Source organism: Erythrobacter sp. JB1-4 (genome assembly GCF_057365025.1).
The window spans coordinates 3,059,528-3,078,754 of the sequence record NZ_CP200292.1; the positions used below are offsets into that span (position 1 = coordinate 3,059,528).

17 protein-coding genes, 1 tRNA gene and 1 other RNA gene are annotated in these 19,227 nt (G+C 57.2%); 10 read left to right on the forward strand and 9 right to left on the reverse strand.

From position 1 onward, the window contains the following. Nucleotides 1-75 precede the first annotated feature (75 nt). Nucleotides 76-354, reverse strand: a complete 279-nt coding sequence (locus AC0V61_RS14290; protein WP_486158612.1) for an FAD assembly factor SdhE — start codon at nucleotides 352-354, stop codon at nucleotides 76-78. 54 nt (nucleotides 355-408) lie between these two features. Between AC0V61_RS14290 and recG the strand changes: the two genes are divergently transcribed. Both recG and AC0V61_RS14300 read left to right on the forward strand, forming a co-directional pair. Further along, on the forward strand, nucleotides 409-2,472 hold the full coding sequence (gene recG / locus AC0V61_RS14295) for an ATP-dependent DNA helicase RecG (protein WP_486158614.1): 2,064 nt from the start codon (nucleotides 409-411) through the stop codon (nucleotides 2,470-2,472). Nucleotides 2,473-2,551: 79 nt separating this feature from the next. Further along, complete coding sequence (locus AC0V61_RS14300; protein ID WP_486158616.1) at nucleotides 2,552-3,091, forward strand: hypothetical protein; 540 nt, start codon at nucleotides 2,552-2,554, stop codon at nucleotides 3,089-3,091. A gap of 329 nt (nucleotides 3,092-3,420) precedes the next feature. On the opposite strand, the gene AC0V61_RS14305 is transcribed toward AC0V61_RS14300, so the two are convergent. Further along, a complete protein-coding gene (locus AC0V61_RS14305; protein ID WP_486158618.1) occupies nucleotides 3,421-3,909 on the reverse strand; it encodes a low molecular weight protein-tyrosine-phosphatase in 489 nt (162 codons plus the stop codon). An 86-nt stretch (nucleotides 3,910-3,995) separates the two neighbouring features. Then, complete coding sequence (locus AC0V61_RS14310; protein WP_486158620.1) at nucleotides 3,996-5,381, reverse strand: ABC1 kinase family protein; 1,386 nt, start codon at nucleotides 5,379-5,381, stop codon at nucleotides 3,996-3,998. Nucleotides 5,382-5,520: 139 nt separating this feature from the next. Between AC0V61_RS14310 and AC0V61_RS14315 the strand changes: the two genes are divergently transcribed. The 7 genes from AC0V61_RS14315 to AC0V61_RS14345 all read left to right on the forward strand — a co-directional run bounded on the left by AC0V61_RS14315 (nucleotide 5,521) and on the right by AC0V61_RS14345 (nucleotide 13,509). Beyond that, nucleotides 5,521-5,994 carry a DUF3429 domain-containing protein gene (locus AC0V61_RS14315; protein ID WP_486158622.1) on the forward strand — a complete coding sequence of 158 codons (474 nt, stop codon included), beginning with the start codon at nucleotides 5,521-5,523 and terminating at the stop codon, nucleotides 5,992-5,994. 65 nt (nucleotides 5,995-6,059) lie between these two features. Further along, entirely contained in the window at nucleotides 6,060-8,636 is a 2,577-nt protein-coding gene (locus AC0V61_RS14320; RefSeq protein ID WP_486158624.1) for a M14 family zinc carboxypeptidase, read from the forward strand. Nucleotides 8,637-8,711: 75 nt separating this feature from the next. Continuing rightward, nucleotides 8,712-9,638 carry a thymidylate synthase gene (thyA, locus tag AC0V61_RS14325; protein WP_486158626.1) on the forward strand — a complete coding sequence of 309 codons (927 nt, stop codon included), beginning with the start codon at nucleotides 8,712-8,714 and terminating at the stop codon, nucleotides 9,636-9,638. A 70-nt stretch (nucleotides 9,639-9,708) separates the two neighbouring features. Then, nucleotides 9,709-11,004 (forward strand): thiamine pyrophosphate-dependent enzyme, encoded by a 1,296-nt coding sequence (locus AC0V61_RS14330; protein ID WP_486158628.1) that lies wholly within the window; start codon nucleotides 9,709-9,711, stop codon nucleotides 11,002-11,004. Continuing rightward, entirely contained in the window at nucleotides 11,001-12,050 is a 1,050-nt protein-coding gene (locus tag AC0V61_RS14335) for an alpha-ketoacid dehydrogenase subunit beta (RefSeq protein ID WP_486158630.1), read from the forward strand. The genes AC0V61_RS14330 and AC0V61_RS14335 overlap by 4 nt, the downstream gene beginning before the upstream one ends. 5 nt (nucleotides 12,051-12,055) lie before the next feature. Next, the gene (locus tag AC0V61_RS14340) at nucleotides 12,056-13,333 is read left to right on the forward strand and encodes a dihydrolipoamide acetyltransferase family protein (RefSeq protein WP_486158632.1); all 1,278 of its coding nucleotides are present in this window, start codon (nucleotides 12,056-12,058) and stop codon (nucleotides 13,331-13,333) included. Nucleotides 13,334-13,432: 99 nt separating this feature from the next. Next, a tRNA-Asp gene (locus AC0V61_RS14345) sits at nucleotides 13,433-13,509 on the forward strand. Between the two features lie 14 nt (nucleotides 13,510-13,523). On the opposite strand, the gene AC0V61_RS14350 is transcribed toward AC0V61_RS14345, so the two are convergent. The 6 genes from AC0V61_RS14350 to AC0V61_RS14375 all read right to left on the reverse strand — a co-directional run bounded on the left by AC0V61_RS14350 (nucleotide 13,524) and on the right by AC0V61_RS14375 (nucleotide 16,960). After that, a complete protein-coding gene (locus AC0V61_RS14350) occupies nucleotides 13,524-14,975 on the reverse strand; it encodes an MFS transporter (protein ID WP_486158633.1) in 1,452 nt (483 codons plus the stop codon). A 68-nt stretch (nucleotides 14,976-15,043) separates the two neighbouring features. Then, nucleotides 15,044-15,271: a DUF2842 domain-containing protein gene (locus AC0V61_RS14355; RefSeq protein WP_486158635.1), complete on the reverse strand. Its 228-nt coding sequence runs from the start codon at nucleotides 15,269-15,271 to the stop codon at nucleotides 15,044-15,046. Then, nucleotides 15,271-15,843 (reverse strand): 5-formyltetrahydrofolate cyclo-ligase, encoded by a 573-nt coding sequence (locus AC0V61_RS14360; RefSeq protein WP_486158637.1) that lies wholly within the window; start codon nucleotides 15,841-15,843, stop codon nucleotides 15,271-15,273. The genes AC0V61_RS14355 and AC0V61_RS14360 overlap by 1 nt, the downstream gene beginning before the upstream one ends. Nucleotides 15,844-15,966: 123 nt before the next feature. Beyond that, nucleotides 15,967-16,134: non-coding RNA, 6S RNA (gene ssrS / locus AC0V61_RS14365), on the reverse strand. A gap of 33 nt (nucleotides 16,135-16,167) precedes the next feature. Continuing rightward, nucleotides 16,168-16,737 carry a cell division protein ZapA gene (locus AC0V61_RS14370; protein ID WP_486158639.1) on the reverse strand — a complete coding sequence of 190 codons (570 nt, stop codon included), beginning with the start codon at nucleotides 16,735-16,737 and terminating at the stop codon, nucleotides 16,168-16,170. Beyond that, on the reverse strand, nucleotides 16,730-16,960 hold the full coding sequence (locus tag AC0V61_RS14375) for a hypothetical protein (protein ID WP_486158641.1): 231 nt from the start codon (nucleotides 16,958-16,960) through the stop codon (nucleotides 16,730-16,732). The genes AC0V61_RS14370 and AC0V61_RS14375 overlap by 8 nt, the downstream gene beginning before the upstream one ends. 258 nt (nucleotides 16,961-17,218) lie before the next feature. Here AC0V61_RS14375 and tkt point away from each other — a divergent pair, with 258 nt between their 5' ends. Continuing rightward, a complete protein-coding gene (gene tkt, locus AC0V61_RS14380; RefSeq protein ID WP_486158643.1) occupies nucleotides 17,219-19,216 on the forward strand; it encodes a transketolase in 1,998 nt (665 codons plus the stop codon). Nucleotides 19,217-19,227 lie beyond the last annotated feature (11 nt).

The window sequence follows — 19,227 nt, forward strand, 5'->3', positions numbered from 1 at the left end:
TTGGGATCAGCTCAATAGCAGTTGGGCCCCGCGAAAGTTCCGAGGGGCCTAACAAGTTTTCAATTGCGAGTGCGCTTAGCTGGGAATATCGACGTAGTCGAGCTTCTGCATTTTCTCGATCATTGCGCCCTGAAACCGCTCCGGCACAGCCTGCGTTTGAAGGCCCCATGCCATCACATCGACGTCGTCTTCAGCGAGCAAATCTTCGAACCAGTTCATCTCTTCCTCGCCCCATTCCGCATGATAGCGATTGAAGAAGCCGCCGATCATATAATCGGCTTCGCGCGTGCCCCTGTGCCAGGCGCGGAATTTGGCGCGAGCTTTTCGGGTTTCTAAGGTGGGCATATCAGACATGGGGGTGAGGTAAGGCACTCGAATGCTGCGCGCAAGCTGCGTATAGGGGCTTGTATGCGGCCCGATGTACTCAACCCTCTGTTTGCAGAAAGTGAAACGCTTGATGGCGTTGGACCTAAGCTTGCCAAGCCTTTGGAGAAGCTCGGGCTCACACGGGTGCGCGATATGCTCTACCATCTGCCAGAGCGGTTTGTGACGCGGCGCGCGATCACTAATCTGGATGAAGCGGGCGAGGGTGAGCAGGTCATCGTTGCTCTGACGCCAACAGAACACCGGGCATCTTACAATCCGGGCAGGGGGCCTTTCCGCGTGCTGGCCCAAGACGAAATCGGCAATATCTGCGCCGTTACCTATTTTGGGCGAGCGTCCTACACGGGCAAAAAGCAACTTCCCGTGGGTGAGAAACGCTGGGTCGCGGGGCGTTTGGATCGCTATGGCGATATGCTTCAGATCGTGCATCCTGACCACGTCGAGGAGACCAGCGACGCCAATATGGGCCGGATGACAGAGCCGGTTTATCGGTTGTCGGAAGGGCTCACCCAGCCGCGCATAGCCTCTCTGGTCGAGCAGTCTTTGGCAAAGGCTCCGGAGCTGCCTGAGTGGATCGAGCCGGGGCAGTTCGGAAAAGAAGGTTGGCCTAGCTGGCAAGAGGCCGTGCGGGAGGCCCATAAGGGGCCGAATGAGTCGGCCCGCAACCGGCTTGCCTATGATGAGCTTTTGGCAAATAGTCTGGCGCTGCTTCTGGTGAAGGCGGACAGCCGACGCCGGAAGGGGCAGGCGCTCCGAGGTGATGGGGGCCTACGCGCTAAGCTCGACCTGCCGTTTGAGATGACGGGAGCGCAGAAACGCTCGGTCTCCGAGATCGAAGGCGACCTCCAGCAAGAGGCCCCCATGTTGCGCCTGCTCCAAGGCGATGTTGGGGCGGGCAAGACCGTGGTTGCTCTCCAGGCGATGCTGGTCGCCAATGAAGCGGGCAAGCAAGCCGCGCTTCTTGCCCCCACTGAAATCCTCGCGCGCCAGCATTATGAGACGCTGCGCAAAATGGCTGCACCCACAGGTGTCGAAGTCGCGCTGCTCACAGGGCGCGCCAAGGGGCGAGAACGCGAAGGGCTACTGATGAGCCTGATGCAGGGGCACATCGACATTCTTGTCGGCACTCATGCAATCTTTCAGGATAGCGTAACGTACAAAGACTTAGGCCTTGTCGTGATCGATGAGCAGCACCGCTTTGGAGTGGCGCAGCGCTTGGCGCTCGCAGGCAAAGGCAAACGCGCACCGCACACGCTCGCCATGACGGCCACACCGATCCCGCGCAGCCTTACCCTCGCGCAATATGGCGAGATGGATGTGAGCCGCTTGGATGAACTTCCGCCCGGTCGCCAAGCCATCGACACGCTGGTCTTTCCGCAAAGCCGGGTCGATGAGATGGTTGCCGCGATGGGCCGCCATCTTGCAGGCGGTCAGCAAGCCTATTGGGTCTGCCCCATGGTGCGCGAGAACGAGATGACCGACATCGCCGCTGCCGAAGCGCGCTATGCTGCGCTGGCTGAGCATTTTGGCGACCAAGTTGTCATGGTCCACGGCCAGCTTCATCCGGATATCAAAGATGCAAACATGGAACGCTTTGCCAGCGGTCAGGCGAAGCTCCTTATCGCCACAACCGTGATCGAAGTCGGCGTTGATGTGCCCAGCGCGACCCTGATGGTGATCGAACAGGCAGAACGCTTTGGCTTGGCGCAGCTCCACCAATTGCGCGGGCGTGTTGGGCGGGGCTCTGAAAAGAGCCGCTGTGTGCTGCTACGCGGCGATGAGCTTTCCGAAACGGGTAAGAAGCGCCTCACCTATGTGAAGGATTCCCAAGACGGGTTTGATCTGGCGGAGAAGGACCTTGAACTGCGCGGCGGTGGTGAATTGCTCGGCACACGCCAATCAGGCGAAGCAGCATTTCGGATTGCTGACCTCGAGCAGGTGCAAAAACTGCTGCCTGCAGCCCATGCTGATGCACGCCTCCTGATGGAACGCGACGGCGGGCTTACTTCGCAAAGGGGAGAGGCAGCCCGAATATTGCTCTATCTGTTTGAGCGCGATTGGGGCGTACAGCTTCTGCGCGGTGGGTGATTTGCGTCAGGAAAGTCGCGCGTTAACAAAGTCTTCGAAGCTTCTGATTAGTACTTCCCCGCCGGAAGGGGACCTATCGATGAAGACTATTCGTTATTCGCGCATCAAGCTTGCAATCATGGCCGCGATGTCATTGCTCTTTGTGTGGGGCGGTATTTGGGCGCTTTTTGTGGGCACGGGAAAACTTTTCTTTGCAGGGCTGATTTTGGCGCCGCTGGGGCTTTACGCTTTGGTTTTCACACTAAAATACCTTGCGGATAATACGATTGTGAAGCTCAGCAAGGCCACGCTTGAATATCACGGCATCTTGGGCACGCGTACGGTTCGCTATGACCATGTGATTAGCGCCGAGATTGAAAGCACAACGGTGAATTTCGTGTCGCAAAGGCATTTGGCGATCAAATCAGCGGATCACACTCTTGGCAAGACACGCATCTCTGAAATGCTGCTTGAGCGCAAAGCGGGCAAGCTGGAAGGCGTTCTTGATGCCATAGTTGCAGCGTCCAATGGGCCAGAGCCACAAGCTCGGCCTGCTCGAAGAATGGAAAACTTGTCACCAGCTCGTGTGCCAAACCCTGCTCAGCAGCGTGCTCAAGGGTTTGGCCGAAAGACAATCTGACGTTTGCCCTGACCACTTTAGGGCCTCTTCGATTACCTTGTGTACTTCAGGCTCTACGCTGTAGCATTGTGAACACCATCCGATTTTCGCGAGCAAAGATCGGTCCGGCCATACTCGTTCCGGGGTGTTCTTGCTCTCATCCTTGATTGCTCTTTTCGAACGTCAGGGGAGGCGAGGTGGGCGGCGCAATTGTCCCCGCGGCTACAATGCAATCAAATCGCAGGCCGTCTGTCCCAAGTTCCCCCAGCATTGAGCGCGCAGGCGCACGAGCCGGAGCTGGTGGATTTGGTCGTAAAGCAGTATGGATTATAAAGGTTTGAATGGTCGCGCTAAGCGGCCCGTTGCTTTAGCTGCTTTACCAGCATTCGTGTGGCATCCTCAATCTGACCCCAGCATAGCTCAAAATCACTTTTCTCGCCATAATAGGGGTCAGCGACGCTGGCACCTGCACCTTGGTCATAAACATCTAAAAGCAAAGACAAATGCGCCTTTGAACCGCGTGGCTGACGAGCTTTGATGCCGGCCATGTTCGCTGTGTCGAGCGCGATGATGTGGGTGAACTTTGAAAAATCTGCATCGCACAGTTGGCGCGCTCTCAAGTCAGAAATGTCGATGCCATTTTGGTGTGCGGCTTCCATAGCGCGCGGGTCTGGCGGGGCATCGATATGATAACCGGCTGTACCCGCTGAATCGATCGTGACCTCAAGCCCGGCTTCTAAGGCCGCGGCTCTAAAAGAGCCTTCAGCCATCGGTGACCGGCAAATATTGCCAAGACACACGAAAAGAACCGCGAGAGCTTCATCTTTTTCCCATTGCATGCTGCACGTTCTAGCATCGCTAACCGAGCTTTCAACCTTGGCGCGGGAAATTTACAGCCAATCCAAAGCATTATGGGCTTTCAGGCTTAATTGGCAGCCACCGCAAAAGGCGCGGTGTTCGCCAATATGTCCTCGGTCATCCGCCTAACATTGACTTTAGCCTTAAGGCGCGCGCCCAATAAAGCGGTGCCCGAAACCTTGCGTTGGACAAACAACGTTTCAATTGGAGGGAAAGCCCAGGTCGCTTTGTCCTGCGCAATCTCCCAACCTTCTTCGCGAAGAAGCGGCACAAAACTTCGGTCGCCAAAATCAAAGGGGGCATCCTCGCGCATTTCGTCGATGACGATGTCGATCATGCGGGCCACGCGCTCAGGGTGACGCTCGGCAACGATGGGCATCATGAAGCCTGCTTCAATGGTCGCTTTGAGCACTTCATCGCGGTTTCCGTTGAGACCCGCCTCAAGCATCCGTCGATAGCCATTTGCGACCTCAGGATCGACCGGTCGGCAAGCGCCAAAGTCCAGCAGAATGATCTCGTCGGTTTCACGACGATAGCGGAAATTGGCAAAGTTTGGATCGGTTTGCATTACGCCAAACTCAAACAGTTCGCGGCTGACAAGGCGCATAAGGCGCTCGCATATAGCATTGATACGCTCAGGCGTTTCGTCTTTGAGACCTTCAATGCCGGTGCCCGCCTCGAAACTCATCGCGAGGATAGACCCGCGGGTGAGTTCTTTGTTGAGCGTTGGCACAACAAAGCCGCTTTCGCCCGCCATTTGTTGGCGATAAAGCTCCATCTGTTCGCCCTCTCGCTCGTAATCGGCTTCTTCGTGAAGCTGTTTTTTGGCGGCGGCAAGCAGCTTCTCAAGCTCGATTTCAGGAGGGGCAAAACCGGCAATCTTGAGCAAGGTCATTACATTATCAACGTCGCTGTCGATGCTTTTGGCAACGCCGGGATATTGGACTTTGATGGCGAGCTCTTGACCATCGCGGGTCATGGCTTTGTGGACTTGACCGATTGAAGCGGCGGCAATGGGGCGCGGATTGAACCATTTAAACTGACGTCGCCAATCGGATCCCCATTCCTTTTTGAGGACGGTGTCGAGCTGTTTTGTCGGCATGAAATTTGCCTGATCACGAAGCCGCGCCAAGATATCGGAGAGCTCTTCCGGAAGGAAGTCGCCTGCATCCATGCTGATCATTTGACCCATTTTCATGGCTGCGCCGCGCATGTGGCTGAGCCGATCCGTCATGCGGGTTACATTGCCTGGGGTTAGCACCAAATCGCGCCGATTGATGCCTTCACCGCTCGCGATGCGGCGCACACCTTCAGCGGCCATACCGCCTGCGACCCCGCCCACAAGCCGGCCGAGCGACCCAATACGCGCAATCCGGCTTGCAGGAACGGCACGTTCACGTGGATCTTTTGAACGCGATACTTGGGATGGTTGGTCAGGCTCGTTATCGGCCACAAATGTCTCTCGAATTGTTTAGATGGGGCTATAACGCGTGATGTGGGAACAAGGTTTCCGCTTTCCAAGTTTGAGTTCTCGTAAGCATCAAACATTTGCCCTAAGCGGGCGCAAACCATCGACAAAGAAGATCCATTAGATGACTGCTCCTTCCTCGCTTACCCCCGCGTCCCGATGGCTTGGCTATGCCGGGCTTTTGCCCCAGATTATATGCCTGGGTCTTGCTGTGAGCGGCCACGAATATGCTTATACGGCGCTGGCTGGTGGCTTCGCCTATGCGGCCGCCATTTTCAGCTTTTTAGGCGGTGTTTGGTGGGGGCAGGCCATTCAGAGCGGAAAAGCGGGAGCTGGCGCTTATGCCATTGCGGTCATGCCGAGTTTGATTGCGGTCGCGTTATTTTTGCCATGGAGTTTTGGCTGGGAGTGGCCGGGACCTGCCCTGCTGTATCTGGGAGCGTTTATCGGTTTTTCTCCGTTAGTGGATCGCGCTCTTCGCTTTGCTGCGCCAGATTTCATGCGGTTGCGGTGGCATTTGTCGCTGGGCCTGGGCGGGTTGACCATTGCGCTTGGGCTCGCCTCGATGCGCTTGATGAGCACAAGTCTCGCTGCTTGAGTTTACAAACCGCCGTCTTCGGATAGTAAACAAGGCTGCAGTTAAACCTGATCAAGGGAGCCGCTATGCTGGCCCGAATTCTCGCCGTTTTTGTCTTCGTGCTTGCCTCGCCAGCCCTTGCTGAACCGGTGAGCTACTTCCAAGTGGAAGGCGTCACATATGACGAGAGCGTGCCTGCCTATGAGGACCATGCAGGCTATGAAATTGGCGAGCGCCCGGTGCGCATGGGCGAGATGGTGCCTTATTTACGCGGGCTTGCCGCAAAGTCGGACCGCATCGTGGTGGAGACGCTTGGCTATTCGCATGAGCGCCGCCCCATTCTCTCATTCATCGTCACCAGCCCTGAAAATCACGCAAACCTTGAAAGCATCCGCCAGACGCACTTGGCACGCCTTGAGGGGCGAGCGGCTTCCGACGCTGCGCCTATGGTGCTTTGGCTGAATTTTGGTGTGCACGGGGCAGAGACTTCGGGGATGGAGGCAGCGGTCCCCGCTCTCTATCACTTTGCAGCAGCGCAAGGTGCAGAGGTTGAAACGCAGCTTGAAAACACTGTTTTGATTTTCACTGTGCCGTTCAATCCAGACGGTCATACACGGCGGATCGACCATGTGGACACCTTCTGGTCTTATGCCGACAATTCCGATCCCAATGATGCAGCGCATGACCTGTGGGTCGAGGCGCGCACCAACCATTACTGGTTCGATCTCAATCGCCAATGGCTGCTGCTCACACAGCCCGAAGCGCAGGCTTGGATCAAGCAATGGCACAAATGGAAGCCGATGCTTTCGGTGGATTATCACGAGATGGGTTCGAACTCGCCTTACTATTTCCACCCGGGCGAAGAGAAGCGCAAGAACCCGTTGATCCCAGACCGTGCGCGCGAGCTTACCTATGGTATTGCAACGCGCCATGCGGCTTATCTGGATGGGGAAAAGCATCTCTACACCACCGAAGAGCGCTTCGATAATTACTATATCGGCAAGGGTTCAACCTATCCGCAGATCAACGGCTCGCTCGGCATATTGTTTGAAGCAGGGGCCGCGCGCGGCGGGGCTATTCAGACAGAGCGCGGCCTTGTCAAAACGGCGCAAAATGTTCGCACGCAGTTCCGCACCGCTTTGACCAGCATCCAAGGCGCATTGGACCTTCGCCAAGAGATTACCGCCTACCAGCGCGATTTCTTCGCTGAGAATGCGCGCAGCGGGTCACGCGGCGGCTGGGTATTTACAGCGGACGGCGATCCAGAGCGGGCCGCGCGCTTTGTGCGGCTTCTCAATATGCACGATATTGAGGTGAGCACGCTTGGTTCAAGTGTGACCGCAGGAGGCCGGACCTTCAACGCGGGTGAAAGCTTCTTTGTCTCTATGGCGCAGACCAATAATCGCATGATCCGGGGCATTTTTGAGCGCGTCACACAATTTGAAGAGAACATCTTCTACGACGTCTCTGGCTGGACCCTGCCGCTGACCTACGACCTCGACTACGCGCAGGTTTCGCGCGCGCCGGCGTTGGCCGCTGAGGCGAGGGGCAACTTCCAGAGCGCCGCTGCACCAGAGCGCGCGCCTTATGGTTATGTCTTTGAATGGTCGCACACTTATGCGCCGCGTGCGCTGAACCGTATTTTGGCGAAAGACATCATGGCAAGAGCCGCGATGGAGGGCACGGTCGTGCGCACCACCAGCGGCGAGGTGACACTGGGGCGCGGGGCGATTTTTGTGCCGCTTGACCGTCAGGAAGTGTCCGAGGAGGAAATCCACGGCGTAATGCAAGAGATTGCTGCCAAGGACGGTGTTCCTGTGTTCGCGGCGACCTCGGGGCTCACCCCGGTGCCGGGACGCGATTTGGGGGCTGCGAATATCTTCCGCGCTTTGGAGGAGCCCAAGGTGGTTCTCGCCTACGGTGACGGCCTTGCCTATTACGATGCAGGCGAAATGTGGTGGACGCTTGATTACGGACACAAAATGCCTGTCACGCTTGTGCGCAAGAGCAATCTGGCCCGCCTTGATTGGAGCGAATACACCCACCTCATTCTGGTCGGCGGCAATGCCTCTTTGAGCAAGCCTGTGACCGAGGGGCTTAAGCGCTGGATCGAAGGGGGCGGTACGCTAGTGGCAACGCGAAGCGCTGCGCATTGGGCTGAGGAACATGTGCTTGGCCGCGAGCATAATGAGGATGAGCACGAGGAAGACAGTGCCCCGCCGCAGCGCCTCAATTTCGATGAACTCGCGTTGCGTGATGCAGAGCATGTGATCGGCGGTGCAGTGTTTGCGGCTGATTTGGATACATCGCACCCGCTGGGCTTTGGCTTTTCGGACCGCGATTTGCCGGTTCACCGCAATGTGACATTCACTTTGCAAACGCCCGATAAGAACCCTTATGCGGTGCCAGTCCAGTATAAGGCTGATCCGCTTTTGTCTGGTTATGCATCGCAGAAACGTCAGGATGAGATCGCTGGGACACCGTCGGTTGTTGCCGAGCGCAAAGGGCGGGGCACGGTTATTTTGATGGCCGACAACCCCGTGTTCCGAGGGACGTATCCGGGCACTGAAAAACTGCTGATGAACTCTTTGTTCTTCTCAAAGCTGATCGACGCACCGCGCGGTGAGTATGAAGAACAAGGCGGGCATGTCCACGGTCAGTAAATCGCGTGCAAAGGTGTGGCGGGGGTGTGGATAGCCTAGGTGGCAAGTGTCCGAATGCTGGCTATAGAAAAGCCCATGACTATGCCGCATCCTGAACAGCAGTATCTCGATCTCATGCGCCAGATTTGGACGCAAGGGAGCGAGCGTCTGGACCGCACTGGGATTGGCACACGCTCGGTTGCAGGGGCGATGCTGCGCTATGATCTCGCCGATGGCGCAATGCCGTTGCTCACCACAAAGCGGGTCTATTGGAAGACCGCAACGCGCGAGATGCTGTGGTTCTTAACCGGTGAGACCAATATACGCCCGCTGGTGCTGCAAGGGGTCAAGATTTGGAATGAGTGGCCCCATGCCCGCTTCGTCAAAGAGACGGGTGAGGATATTGCGCTCGACGACTTTGTGCAGCGCATCGCCGATGATGAGGCGTTTGCGGCAAAATGGGGTGACCTTGGCCCCGTGTATGGCAAGCAATGGGTCGATTGGCCGACCTATAAGAGCCGCGATGATGGGCTGTTTGAAGCTGGCGAAAGCATCAACCAGGTCGCCGACGTGGTCGAAAGCCTGAAGAATAATCCGGGCAGCCGCCGTCACATCATCGAAGGATGGAATGTGGCGGAGCTTGACCAGATGGCGTTGCCGCCATGTCACAAGACTTATCAGTTCCATGTGGCAGACGGACGCCTCAATTGCCTGCTTTACCAACGCTCCTGCGATGTCGCATTGGGCTTGCCGTTTAACCTGTGGTCAGCGGCGCTTTTGAACCGGATGTTGGCGCAGCAGGCGGGGCTTGAACCTGGCGAACTTATCTGGATGGGCGGTGACGTCCACCTTTACCTCAACCATGCGCATTTGATCGAGGAACAACTGAGTCGCGCGCCCTCTGGCAGCCCGACTTTGGAAATCACCAGAAAGCCCGAAACAATTTTCGATTACAAGATCGGGGATTTTCGGGTTGATGATTACGCGCCTTTGCCACCAATCAAGGCTCCTGTTGCGGTCTAATTCACTGCGCTTGACCAAAATTTTCGCAGGGCGCTAACTCCTCCCATCTGCTTTTTCTGGGAGAGAGTTCATGGCCGATCCGGCCTCCAATCGCCCCACGCTTGCTCTTCACGTACCCGAGCCCAAATCACGGCCCGGTGATCCTGTGGACTTTACCGAAGTGCATCTTCCCGAAGCGGGCGCACAGGCCCGTCCTGATGAGGCCACCAAGCCTGAGGATATGAAGGACTTCGCCTATGACCTCGTCCGGGTGCTGGGCGAGGACAATAAGGCGCATGGGCCTTGGAACCCGAAACTCGATCCCGATACACTTCGCACAATGCTCGGCCATATGGCGATGGTGCGCGCGTTTGATGAGCGCATGTTTCGCGGGCAGCGTCAGGGCAAGACCAGCTTCTATATGAAGTGCACTGGCGAAGAGGCGACCAGTGTTTCCTCCTCTATGGCGCTGGCTAGCGACGACATGATCTTCCCAAGCTACCGCCAGCAAGGCATCTTGATTGCGCGCGGCTATCCGCTGATTGAGATGATCAATCAGATTTATTCCAACGCAGGTGACAAGCTCAAAGGCCGCCAGCTGCCGATCATGTATTCAAGCCGCGAGCACAGCTTCTTTTCGATCTCCGGCAACCTCGCAACGCAAACCCCGCAAGCCGTGGGCTGGGCCATGGCAAGCGCGATCAAGGGCGACAGCCGGATTGCGGCGACCTGGGTCGGTGAAGGCTCAACGGCGGAGGGCGATTTTCATTCGGCCTGCACCTTTGCCAGCGTCTACAACGCGCCGGTCATCCTCAATGTGGTCAACAACCAATGGGCGATTTCAAGCTTTAGCGGCTTTGCAGGCGCAGAGCGAACGACCTTCGCCGCGCGCGCTTTGGGGTATGGTATCGCGGGGCTGCGCGTGGACGGAAACGATGCGCTTGCCTGTTTTGCGGCTCAGCAATGGGCGGCCAACCGGGCGAGGGCGAACCAAGGGCCGACCTTGATCGAGTTCTTCACATACCGCGCTGAGGGGCACTCTACGTCGGACGACCCATCAGGTTATCGCAGCGCGCAAGAACGCGAGGAATGGCCTTTGGGTGATCCGGTGATGCGCCTCAAGAACCATCTGATTGCGATTGGCGAGTGGGATGAGGAGCGTCAGCAGGCGATGGACTTAGCCTGCGCCGAAGAGGTCAAGAAAACCACGAAAGAGGCTGAGAAGAACGGCATTTTGGGCCACGGCCTGCACCACCCGTTCCACACGATGTTCGAAGATGTGTTCGAGGAACTGCCCTGGCATCTCGAAGAGCAGGCGGCGCAGGCAACCCGTGAGCGCAAAATCAAATGGCCTGACCATCACCCCAAAGATGGAGCCGGAAAATGAATGCGCCTGTGACAAATGCCGAGGCTGCTGTGACCCCTAGGAAGAATATGATCGAGGCCATCAACGATGCGCTCGACATTATGTTGGCGCGTGATCCCGATGTGATCGTCATGGGCGAGGATGTCGGCTATTTCGGCGGAGTGTTCCGCTGCACCGCTGGCCTTCAGGAAAAGCATGGCAAAACTCGGGTTTTCGACACACCGATCAGCGAATGCGGCATTATCGGGGTTGCTGTGGGCATGGGGGCATACGGTCTTCGCCCGGTCCCCGAAATCCAGTTCGCCGATTATATCTATCCCGGAATTGACCAACTCATCAGCGAAGCAGCGCGGCTGCGCTATCGTTCAGCGACGGAATACATCGCGCCTATGACCGTGCGCTCGCCCTTTGGCGGCGGGATTTTCGGCGGCCAAACCCACTCGCAAAGCCCTGAGAGCATGTTCACCCATGTCGCTGGGCTCAAGACGGTGATCCCGGCAACGCCTTATGATGCAAAGGGCCTGTTGATCAGCGCAATTGAAGACAACGATCCTGTGATCTTCTTTGAGCCAAAGCGCATCTACAACGGTCCCTTCACTGGTTTTTATGACAAGCCGGTGGAGCCTTGGAAAAAGCACCCAGCAAGCGAAGTGCCCGAGGGGTATTACAAAATCCCGCTCGGCAAAGCGCGCCAGGTCCAAGAAGGCGATGCGCTAACCGTGCTCGCCTATGGCACGATGGTTCATGTTGCTGAGGCGGTTGCGAAGGAGAAGGGCGTTGACGCTGATATTCTTGACCTTCGCACGCTTGTGCCCCTCGACATTGAAGCGATTGAGGCATCGGTGAAGAAAACCGGGCGCTGTCTCATCGTCCACGAGGCGACACGCACCAGCGGCTTTGGCGCGGAACTCTCCGCGCTCGTAACCGAGCGCTGTTTCTATCACCTCGAAGCCCCGGTTGAACGCGTCACCGGCTTCGACACACCCTATCCCCACAGCCTCGAATGGGCCTATTTCCCAGGCCCTGTCCGCATTGGCGAGGCAATGGACAAGATCCTCAAGGACTAACGCAAATGGCGAAATTTACCTTCAACATGCCCGATGTGGGCGAGGGCGTTGCGGAAGCTGAGATCGTCGAATGGATGGTCAAAGTGGGCGACACTGTCTGCGAAGACCAGCACCTCGTTGACGTCATGACGGACAAGGCGACCATTGACATTGAAAGCCCGGTTGATGGGACCGTGATAGAGGTCGCGGGCGAGGTCGGCGATGTGGTCGCGGTTGGCTCTATGCTGCTGGTGGTCGAGGTTGAAGGCGAAGATGCGCCTGAAGTTGAGGCAGAAACGGATGCTACACCTGCACCCACTCCTTCTCCGGAGCCTTCACCGGCACCAACCCCCGCACCTGCTCCAACGCCTGTTTCCACTCCGGATCCTGAGCCAAAGCCTGTTGAAACCCAGCCAGCTGCAAAGGTCCTTGCCTCTCCCGCCGTGCGCCAACGCGCTCGCGATTTAGGCATTGACCTTGCCGAAATAAAACCCGCCGACGATGGCCGCGTTCGTCACGGCGACCTCGACCAATTCCTTGCCTACAACGCTGGCGGCGGCTTCTCACCTGCGGCGGCTACCCGCGAAGACGAGGCGATCAAAGTCATCGGCCTACGCAAGCGCATCGCCGCTAATATGAGCGCGGCCAAACGCAACATTCCCCACTTCACCTATGTCGAAGAATGCGATGTAACCGACTTGGAAGCCATGCGCGCAGACCTCAATGGCGCGCGCGGGAGCAAGCCCAAGCTCACCATGATGCCGCTTCTCATCACGGCGTTTTGCAAGGTTCTGCCAAACTATCCGATGATCAATGCACGCTTTGATGATGAAGCGGGCGTTGTAACCCGCCACGGTGCGGTGCATCTTGGCATGGCGACACAGACCGACAATGGCCTGATGGTGCCGGTGATCCGCGATGCACACGCGCGCAATCTGTGGCAGCTTGCGAGCGAGATCGGCCGTCTTGCACAGGCTGCGCGCGATGGGTCTGCGAAGTCTGAGGAGCTTTCGGGTTCCACACTAACGCTTACCTCGCTTGGACCCCTTGGCGGCGTTGCGACCACTCCGGTCATCAACCGCCCCGAGGTCGCCATCATCGGGCCTAACCGCATTATCGAGCGGCCCATGTTCGTGCCCGATGGCGCCAACGGTTCTGGGGCAGGCGAGCGGATTGAGAAGCGCAAGCTGATGAATATCTCGATTTCCTGCGATCACAGGGTGGTCGATGGTTATGATGCAGCGAGCTTTATTCAGGAGGTAAAAGCCCTGATCGAGACGCCAATTTTGCTCCTTTCAGACTAGAGCTGAAAAAAAGCGCTTTTATGCCGAAAGAGGGCGTTGACAGCCTTTCGAACGTGGCCTAGATGCGCGTCTCCCAAGAGGCGCTAGCCGCTTAAATGCGCGGGTGTAGCTCAGTTGGTTAGAGTATCGGCCTGTCACGCCGAGGGTCGCGAGTTCAAGTCTCGTCACTCGCGCCACTTGGGACATTTTTTCAATCAACCGTTTTGGTAAGCGCTGCGAGATTATTCTCGTGCTGTGCTTTGTCGATTTTGTATCGCGAGACGAAGAACAAAGCTGCCAGATAAATGACCAACAGGGCTGGAGCATATAGCGCGCCAAGTGACCACAAGGTCTCTTCAGGGACGCTGCCGGGCTCAGCCGCGTCAGGAAACGCGACCGCCGACAGTATCAGCCCAGCAGCGAGCACACCAAGGCCCTGTGTGCACTTGCGCGTAAAGGTGATGGCTGCGTAATAAACGCCCTCGTTGCGCCGCCCGGTCTTCAGCTGGTTTGATTCCACCAGATCTGCAATCATCGCGTAAGAAACCGTTTGAACCGCTATAATGAAAGCGAGGTCAATCGTGCTTATCGCAACCACCAGCGGGAAAAGAAGAGGGTCCCCATTTTCCGGCATCAGTCCTGCAAGCCGCAGAAGGTAGGGCGCAGGCTGGAGCGTAAATGCCAAAAGCCCAAGCGTGACGGTCGCGCGTTTCTTTCCCCAACGCTTGCTCGCTAAGGGTCCGATAACGAAGGACAATCCAGCGGATACAAAGACCAACGAGGTCCATATGAATATCTGACCCTCGTCAAATCCCCAAAAGTGGTTGAGCATGATAAAGGCAAGACTTGCGTTCAGCCCAGTGGCCACTGAGAACAGCACCGTGGCGCTAAACAACGCGATGAAACTGCGCTCGTTAAGGATCTGAAAAATCTCACGGAACACGAGCGTGAGGCTGAACGGCTCGGTCCTTTTTGCAGGCACTGAAAACGTCGGAATTCGGTGATGGGTGCCAAGCGCTGAGATCAAAATTGCGGCGAAAAGGATCACACCGGCGATCACGCCATAGGTTTCAAAGCCCGCCCGATCGCGAAGCCCCAATGGCCCGGTCAAGATCAAGCCGAACATGATAATGCTCATCATATTGCCGCCGCACCAGCCAAAGAAGATGCGATAGGATTGCAGGCTGGTTCGCTCATCATAGTCGTGCGAAAGTTCTGGCAGGAGCGAGGTGGATGGTGTCTCGTAAAAGGTAATGAAGGTGCGGATTAGGACCGCTAATGCCACGAGATAAAAGAACAGCCCCATTTGAGAGAGTTCAGGCGGGTTCCAGAGGAGGAAATAGCTGAGGCCCACAGGGAGCGCTGCTGCATACATAAAGGGATGCCGCCTGCCCCAGCGTGATCTGAGATTGTCCGACCAATAGCCGACCAAGGGATCGGAAAAGGCATCAAACACCAGCGCGATGAGGATTGCGAGCCCGACAAGGCCGGGCTCTAACCCAACAACCGTGCCGTAAAACAACAGCAGGAAATAGTCGAAGCCATTGTTCTTTATGCCAAATGCAGCGGCGCCAAAGCCATGCATAAGCTTGAGCCATACCGACGGCGGCGCCGGTGTGCCGGGGGCGGCAGAGCTCGCGCCTGCCTTGGCCATGGTTGCCATATGTTTCTCTCCGGGAGAGAAGCTAGGCGCAAGGTGTCAGGCTGGCAACGGTAACAAAAGAAAAACAGCTAATCGCGTTTGACGCCCCATTTGCCGGTTTCCATCCAGATGAGAAAGTTCCCCAGCGGCAAAAGCCAAACCACACCAAGGAAGATGTAGATGACCGTCTGTATCAACCAGTGCCATGTGGCGAGGATATCAGCGAGGTAGACTGCGATCAGGATGCCATAGATCATGAGGCCCAAAAACAGACCTATGATGCCGACAGGTATTCTCCAAGTGGGGGTCTCACGCATTAGTCTAATCCGTACATTCTTGTCGGTGTGATCACCGCGTTTAGGTTCACATCATGTGGCTCGGTCGCAAGTTCCTCGCACAATTGCACGTCCCACGCGAGGCCGATGGCCTTGGCTTTGGGGTGCGCCGCGAGCCACCGGTCATAGTGTCCGCCGCCTTGGCCAAGGCGCTCTAACCTTTCGGTAAAGCCAATTAAAGGTACGAAGACAATGTCGGGCGAGATGATCTTGGCGCCGGTTGCGGGTTGCACAATGCCAAGCGGGCCGGGCTCAAGGTCGCTCTCACCATGCGGATCGGTGTGCTCACGAAATTCCATGCCAGCGCTTTCATCAGCGAAATAGGGCAGGGCAATGCGGTGGCCCGCCTCTTGGAAGAACCGCGCGTAGGCCCCTGTTGGCGCTTCATATTCGGTCGCGTGATAGAGACCGATGGCGGCACCGGCCTTGATTTGAGGCAAGAGAGGGCGGGGCGGCATATTGAACAACAGCCCGCGCACCATATCAGGTTGCGCAGCGACATGCTCGCGGCGGGCTTTGCGTAACGCTTTGCGGAGTTGTGCCTTAGACTTCACCGTTCGCCCTGAGCTTGTCGAAGGGCCGTTCTTCCTTCGTGTTTGTTCTAAGACCGGAGTGCGCGGGCTTCGACAAGCTCAGCCCGAACGGGTGTTAGACAAGAACACTCCGATTGGATCGGTGACGGAACCACCATGGGCCGGACCATGAAATCCACTGACGCGAAAACGTCAGGTGGGCGCCGTATACTCTAGACCCCAGGACGAACCCGTAATCTAAAGAAGGGACAGCTCCCTATGGATTGCTTATAGCCTCAGGGATGTTCGTTGGCTCGTGCCGGGCAGCCCCGCCAAGGCGGTACTTAGGGCGCTTGGACCCGACCTTCAAGCTTGCCCTTCAAGCGCATTGGCGGCGGCTTCTGCGCGGGTTGCGAGTGCTTCAAGCTTTTCCGCCATCGCCTTGGAATGCGCCTCGTTGTCTTCAGGGCTTCCAAAAAGGTCGTGTTGATGGCGTGCTTCTTCCTGAAGCGAGGCAATTTCTGCCTTCAACTTACTGTTTTCTTTGCGCGCATGCTCTTCCGCTTTGCGAAGGGTTTCAATCTCCGCGTGAAGCTCTGCCTTGCCCTTGCTCGCCTTTTCAATGTCCTGCTCGACTTCGGATTTGGCTTTGCGAACAGCGTTCTCCAAATCGTCTTTGGCGCGCCCCAACTCAGCGTTTGCCTGCGCCAATTCGGTACGCGCATCGCCAGCGGACTTTTTCGCTTCATCAAGCTCATCAGCCATGAATAGGGCGGCGAAGACCATGTTGTCTGCTTCTTGCGCCGCGCGGGCCGTGCCCAATTTGGCGTAATTTTCGTCGATAAGAGCGCCAAATTTGCGCACTTTGTCCTCATCAGCCGGATCGCATGCGATCTGGTAGGTGCGCGGGCCGATCTGGATCTTGACCTTATTCACCCTCCAACTCCTCGATCAAAGTGTCCAATTCACCAAGAGTATCAGCCACTTCCTCGCGAAGTTTCTCATGCGCATTGACGAGCGCCATCACCCGGGCCGACCCAGGAGCGTCTGCTTTCTCTTCTGCTTTTGACGACGACTTCATCTCCAGCCGCGCGGCATCGATGCGGGCCATTGCGGCATTTATGCGGGCGATTGCCTGATCGATGCGTGTCGAGCTCATGGGCGCATGAAATACCAAGTTTACAGCGCTTCGCAAAGCTTTGCTTGGCTCTGTTGATAAAAGGTCTCCAAACGGCGGAGTTTTTGTACTGGGCGGGCAAGGGCACGCGTGCAAGTGTTGACCTTGCAAGGTGGCTCAGCGATGGCCTTTTTCAAATAGCGACGCGGGGGCGAATCGGCTCTCGCTCACCGCTTGGAAAAATAGCGATAACGATAAGCGCGTCGCAACTGGCGCGTGGATGCAGGAGCCGTTCAGCACATGTCCATTGATCCAGCACGCCTTCAGCCTATGGCCAATGCCATCCGCGCTTTGTCGATGGATGCAGTGCAGGCCGCGAATTCGGGCCACCCGGGGATGCCGATGGGCATGGCAGATGCCGCGACGGTGCTGTTTGATCGGCATATGAAGTTTGACGCGGCCCGGCCTGATTGGGCGGACCGGGATCGTTTTGTCTTGTCAGCCGGTCATGGATCGATGCTGATCTATTCGCTTTTGAACTTGGCGGGTTACGCGCACCCAACGCGCGAAGAGATTGCCAACTTCCGCCAGCTTGGTTCCCCATGTGCAGGTCACCCGGAAAACTTCCTGCTCGATGGCGTGGAGTGCACCACCGGGCCACTGGGTCAGGGGCTTGCGATGGCGGTCGGCATGGCGATGGCTGAGCGGCATTTGAACGCGAAGTTTGGCGATGATCTGGTCGATCACCGCACTTGGGTGATTGCCGGTGACGGGTGCCTGATGGAAGGCATCAACCACGAGGCGATTGGCCTTGCAGGCCACTTGAAGCTGGGACACCTGAATGTCCTTTGGGATGACAACAACATCACCATTGATGGCGGCACGGATATGTCGACCAGCGAAGACATTTGCGCGCGCTATGAGGCGACGGGATGGCATGTCGTCAAATGCGATGGTCACGATTTCGCAGCCGTAGATGAAGCGCTAGCGGAAGCAAAAGCGGACCCGCGCCCCTCACTGATCGCGTGTAAAACGGTGATCGGCAAAGGCGCTCCAAACAAACAAGGCACCAGCGCCACCCACGGCGCACCGCTTGGCCCCGATGAAATTGCTGCTGCGCGCGAGGTGCTGGGCTGGGATGCGGAGCCGTTTGTGGTTCCTGCCGATATCGAAGCCAATTGGGCAAGCCTTGGTGCCAAAGGCGCAGAGACAAGCGCTGAGTGGGATGCGCGGCTTGCAGCCTCGGCGCACAAGACAGCATTTGAGGCACAAATGGCGGGACCTGCCGCCGGCGCTGATGCAGCTATCGAAGAGTACATTCGCGGGCTCGCCGCGGAGCCCAAGAAGGTTGCGACCCGTAAGGCGAGCGAAATGGCGCTTGGGCCTCTGACGGAGAAATTGCCGCAGTTGATCGGCGGCTCTGCTGACCTTACCGGATCGAACAACACCAAAACCGCGTCGACTGAGCCATTCACCCGCGATGATTATTCGGGCCGCTATGTCTATTACGGCATCCGCGAGTTTGGCATGGCCGCCGCGATGAACGGCATGGCGCTGCATGGCGGTGTGACCCCATATGGCGGCACATTCCTGATCTTCTCTGACTATTGTCGTAATGCAATCCGCCTCTCCGCTTTGCAGCAGGTGGGCGCGATTTACGTCATGACCCATGACAGCATCGGTCTTGGCGAAGATGGCCCGACGCACCAACCGATTGAGCAGGTGATGAGCCTTCGCCTGATCCCGAATCTTTACACCTTTCGTCCGTGTGACACGATTGAAACCGCTGAGTGCTGGGCGCTAGCAGTGAAGTCTACCGAGACGCCGAGCGTCCTTGCGCTCACCCGCCAAGGCTTGCCGCAATTGCGCGGCGATGGCGATGAGGCGTGGAGCGGCGCGGACAACCGGTGTGCCAAAGGCGGCTATCGCCTCCAATCTGCGAAGGCCGCGCGCAAAGTCGTGCTCGTCGCCTCTGGCAGTGAAGTGGCTCTTGCAGCAGATTGTGCAGCCGAGCTTGAGAGCCAAGGCATCGGCACCGATGTTGTCTCCATGCCTTGCACTGAGCTGTTCGACACACAGCCGCAAGCCTACAAATCAGACGTTTTGCCAAGCGATGCGCTAATCGTGTCGATCGAAGCCGGCGTCACCCAAGGCTGGGAGCGCTACACCGGTCTTGGCGGCCTTAACATCGGTATCGACCGTTTCGGAGCCTCCGCGCCCGCCGGTCAGCTTTTTGAAAAATTCGGCCTCACCCCTCAGGCTATTGTTCCCCAAATCCTCAATTCATTGAGCAACTAAGCAGGAAACCC

Bases quoted from the DNA above. Each gene is read 5' to 3' on its own strand.
- AC0V61_RS14320 (WP_486158624.1), top strand. From the start codon at position 6,060: ATGCTGGCCCGAATTCTCGCCGTTTTTGTCTTCGTGCTTGCCTCGCCA.
- tkt (WP_486158643.1), top strand. From the start codon at position 17,219: ATGTCCATTGATCCAGCACGCCTTCAGCCTATGGCCAATGCCATCCGC.
- AC0V61_RS14375 (WP_486158641.1), bottom strand. From the start codon at position 16,960: ATGAGCTCGACACGCATCGATCAGGCAATCGCCCGCATAAATGCCGCA.
- AC0V61_RS14300 (WP_486158616.1), top strand. From the start codon at position 2,552: ATGAAGACTATTCGTTATTCGCGCATCAAGCTTGCAATCATGGCCGCG.
- AC0V61_RS14315 (WP_486158622.1), top strand. From the start codon at position 5,521: ATGACTGCTCCTTCCTCGCTTACCCCCGCGTCCCGATGGCTTGGCTAT.
- AC0V61_RS14335 (WP_486158630.1), top strand. From the start codon at position 11,001: ATGAATGCGCCTGTGACAAATGCCGAGGCTGCTGTGACCCCTAGGAAG.
- AC0V61_RS14355 (WP_486158635.1), bottom strand. From the start codon at position 15,271: ATGCGTGAGACCCCCACTTGGAGAATACCTGTCGGCATCATAGGTCTG.
- AC0V61_RS14330 (WP_486158628.1), top strand. From the start codon at position 9,709: ATGGCCGATCCGGCCTCCAATCGCCCCACGCTTGCTCTTCACGTACCC.
- thyA (WP_486158626.1), top strand. From the start codon at position 8,712: ATGACTATGCCGCATCCTGAACAGCAGTATCTCGATCTCATGCGCCAG.
- AC0V61_RS14340 (WP_486158632.1), top strand. From the start codon at position 12,056: ATGGCGAAATTTACCTTCAACATGCCCGATGTGGGCGAGGGCGTTGCG.
- recG (WP_486158614.1), top strand. From the start codon at position 409: ATGCGGCCCGATGTACTCAACCCTCTGTTTGCAGAAAGTGAAACGCTT.
- AC0V61_RS14350 (WP_486158633.1), bottom strand. From the start codon at position 14,975: ATGGCAACCATGGCCAAGGCAGGCGCGAGCTCTGCCGCCCCCGGCACA.
- AC0V61_RS14305 (WP_486158618.1), bottom strand. From the start codon at position 3,909: ATGCAATGGGAAAAAGATGAAGCTCTCGCGGTTCTTTTCGTGTGTCTT.
- AC0V61_RS14290 (WP_486158612.1), bottom strand. From the start codon at position 354: ATGTCTGATATGCCCACCTTAGAAACCCGAAAAGCTCGCGCCAAATTC.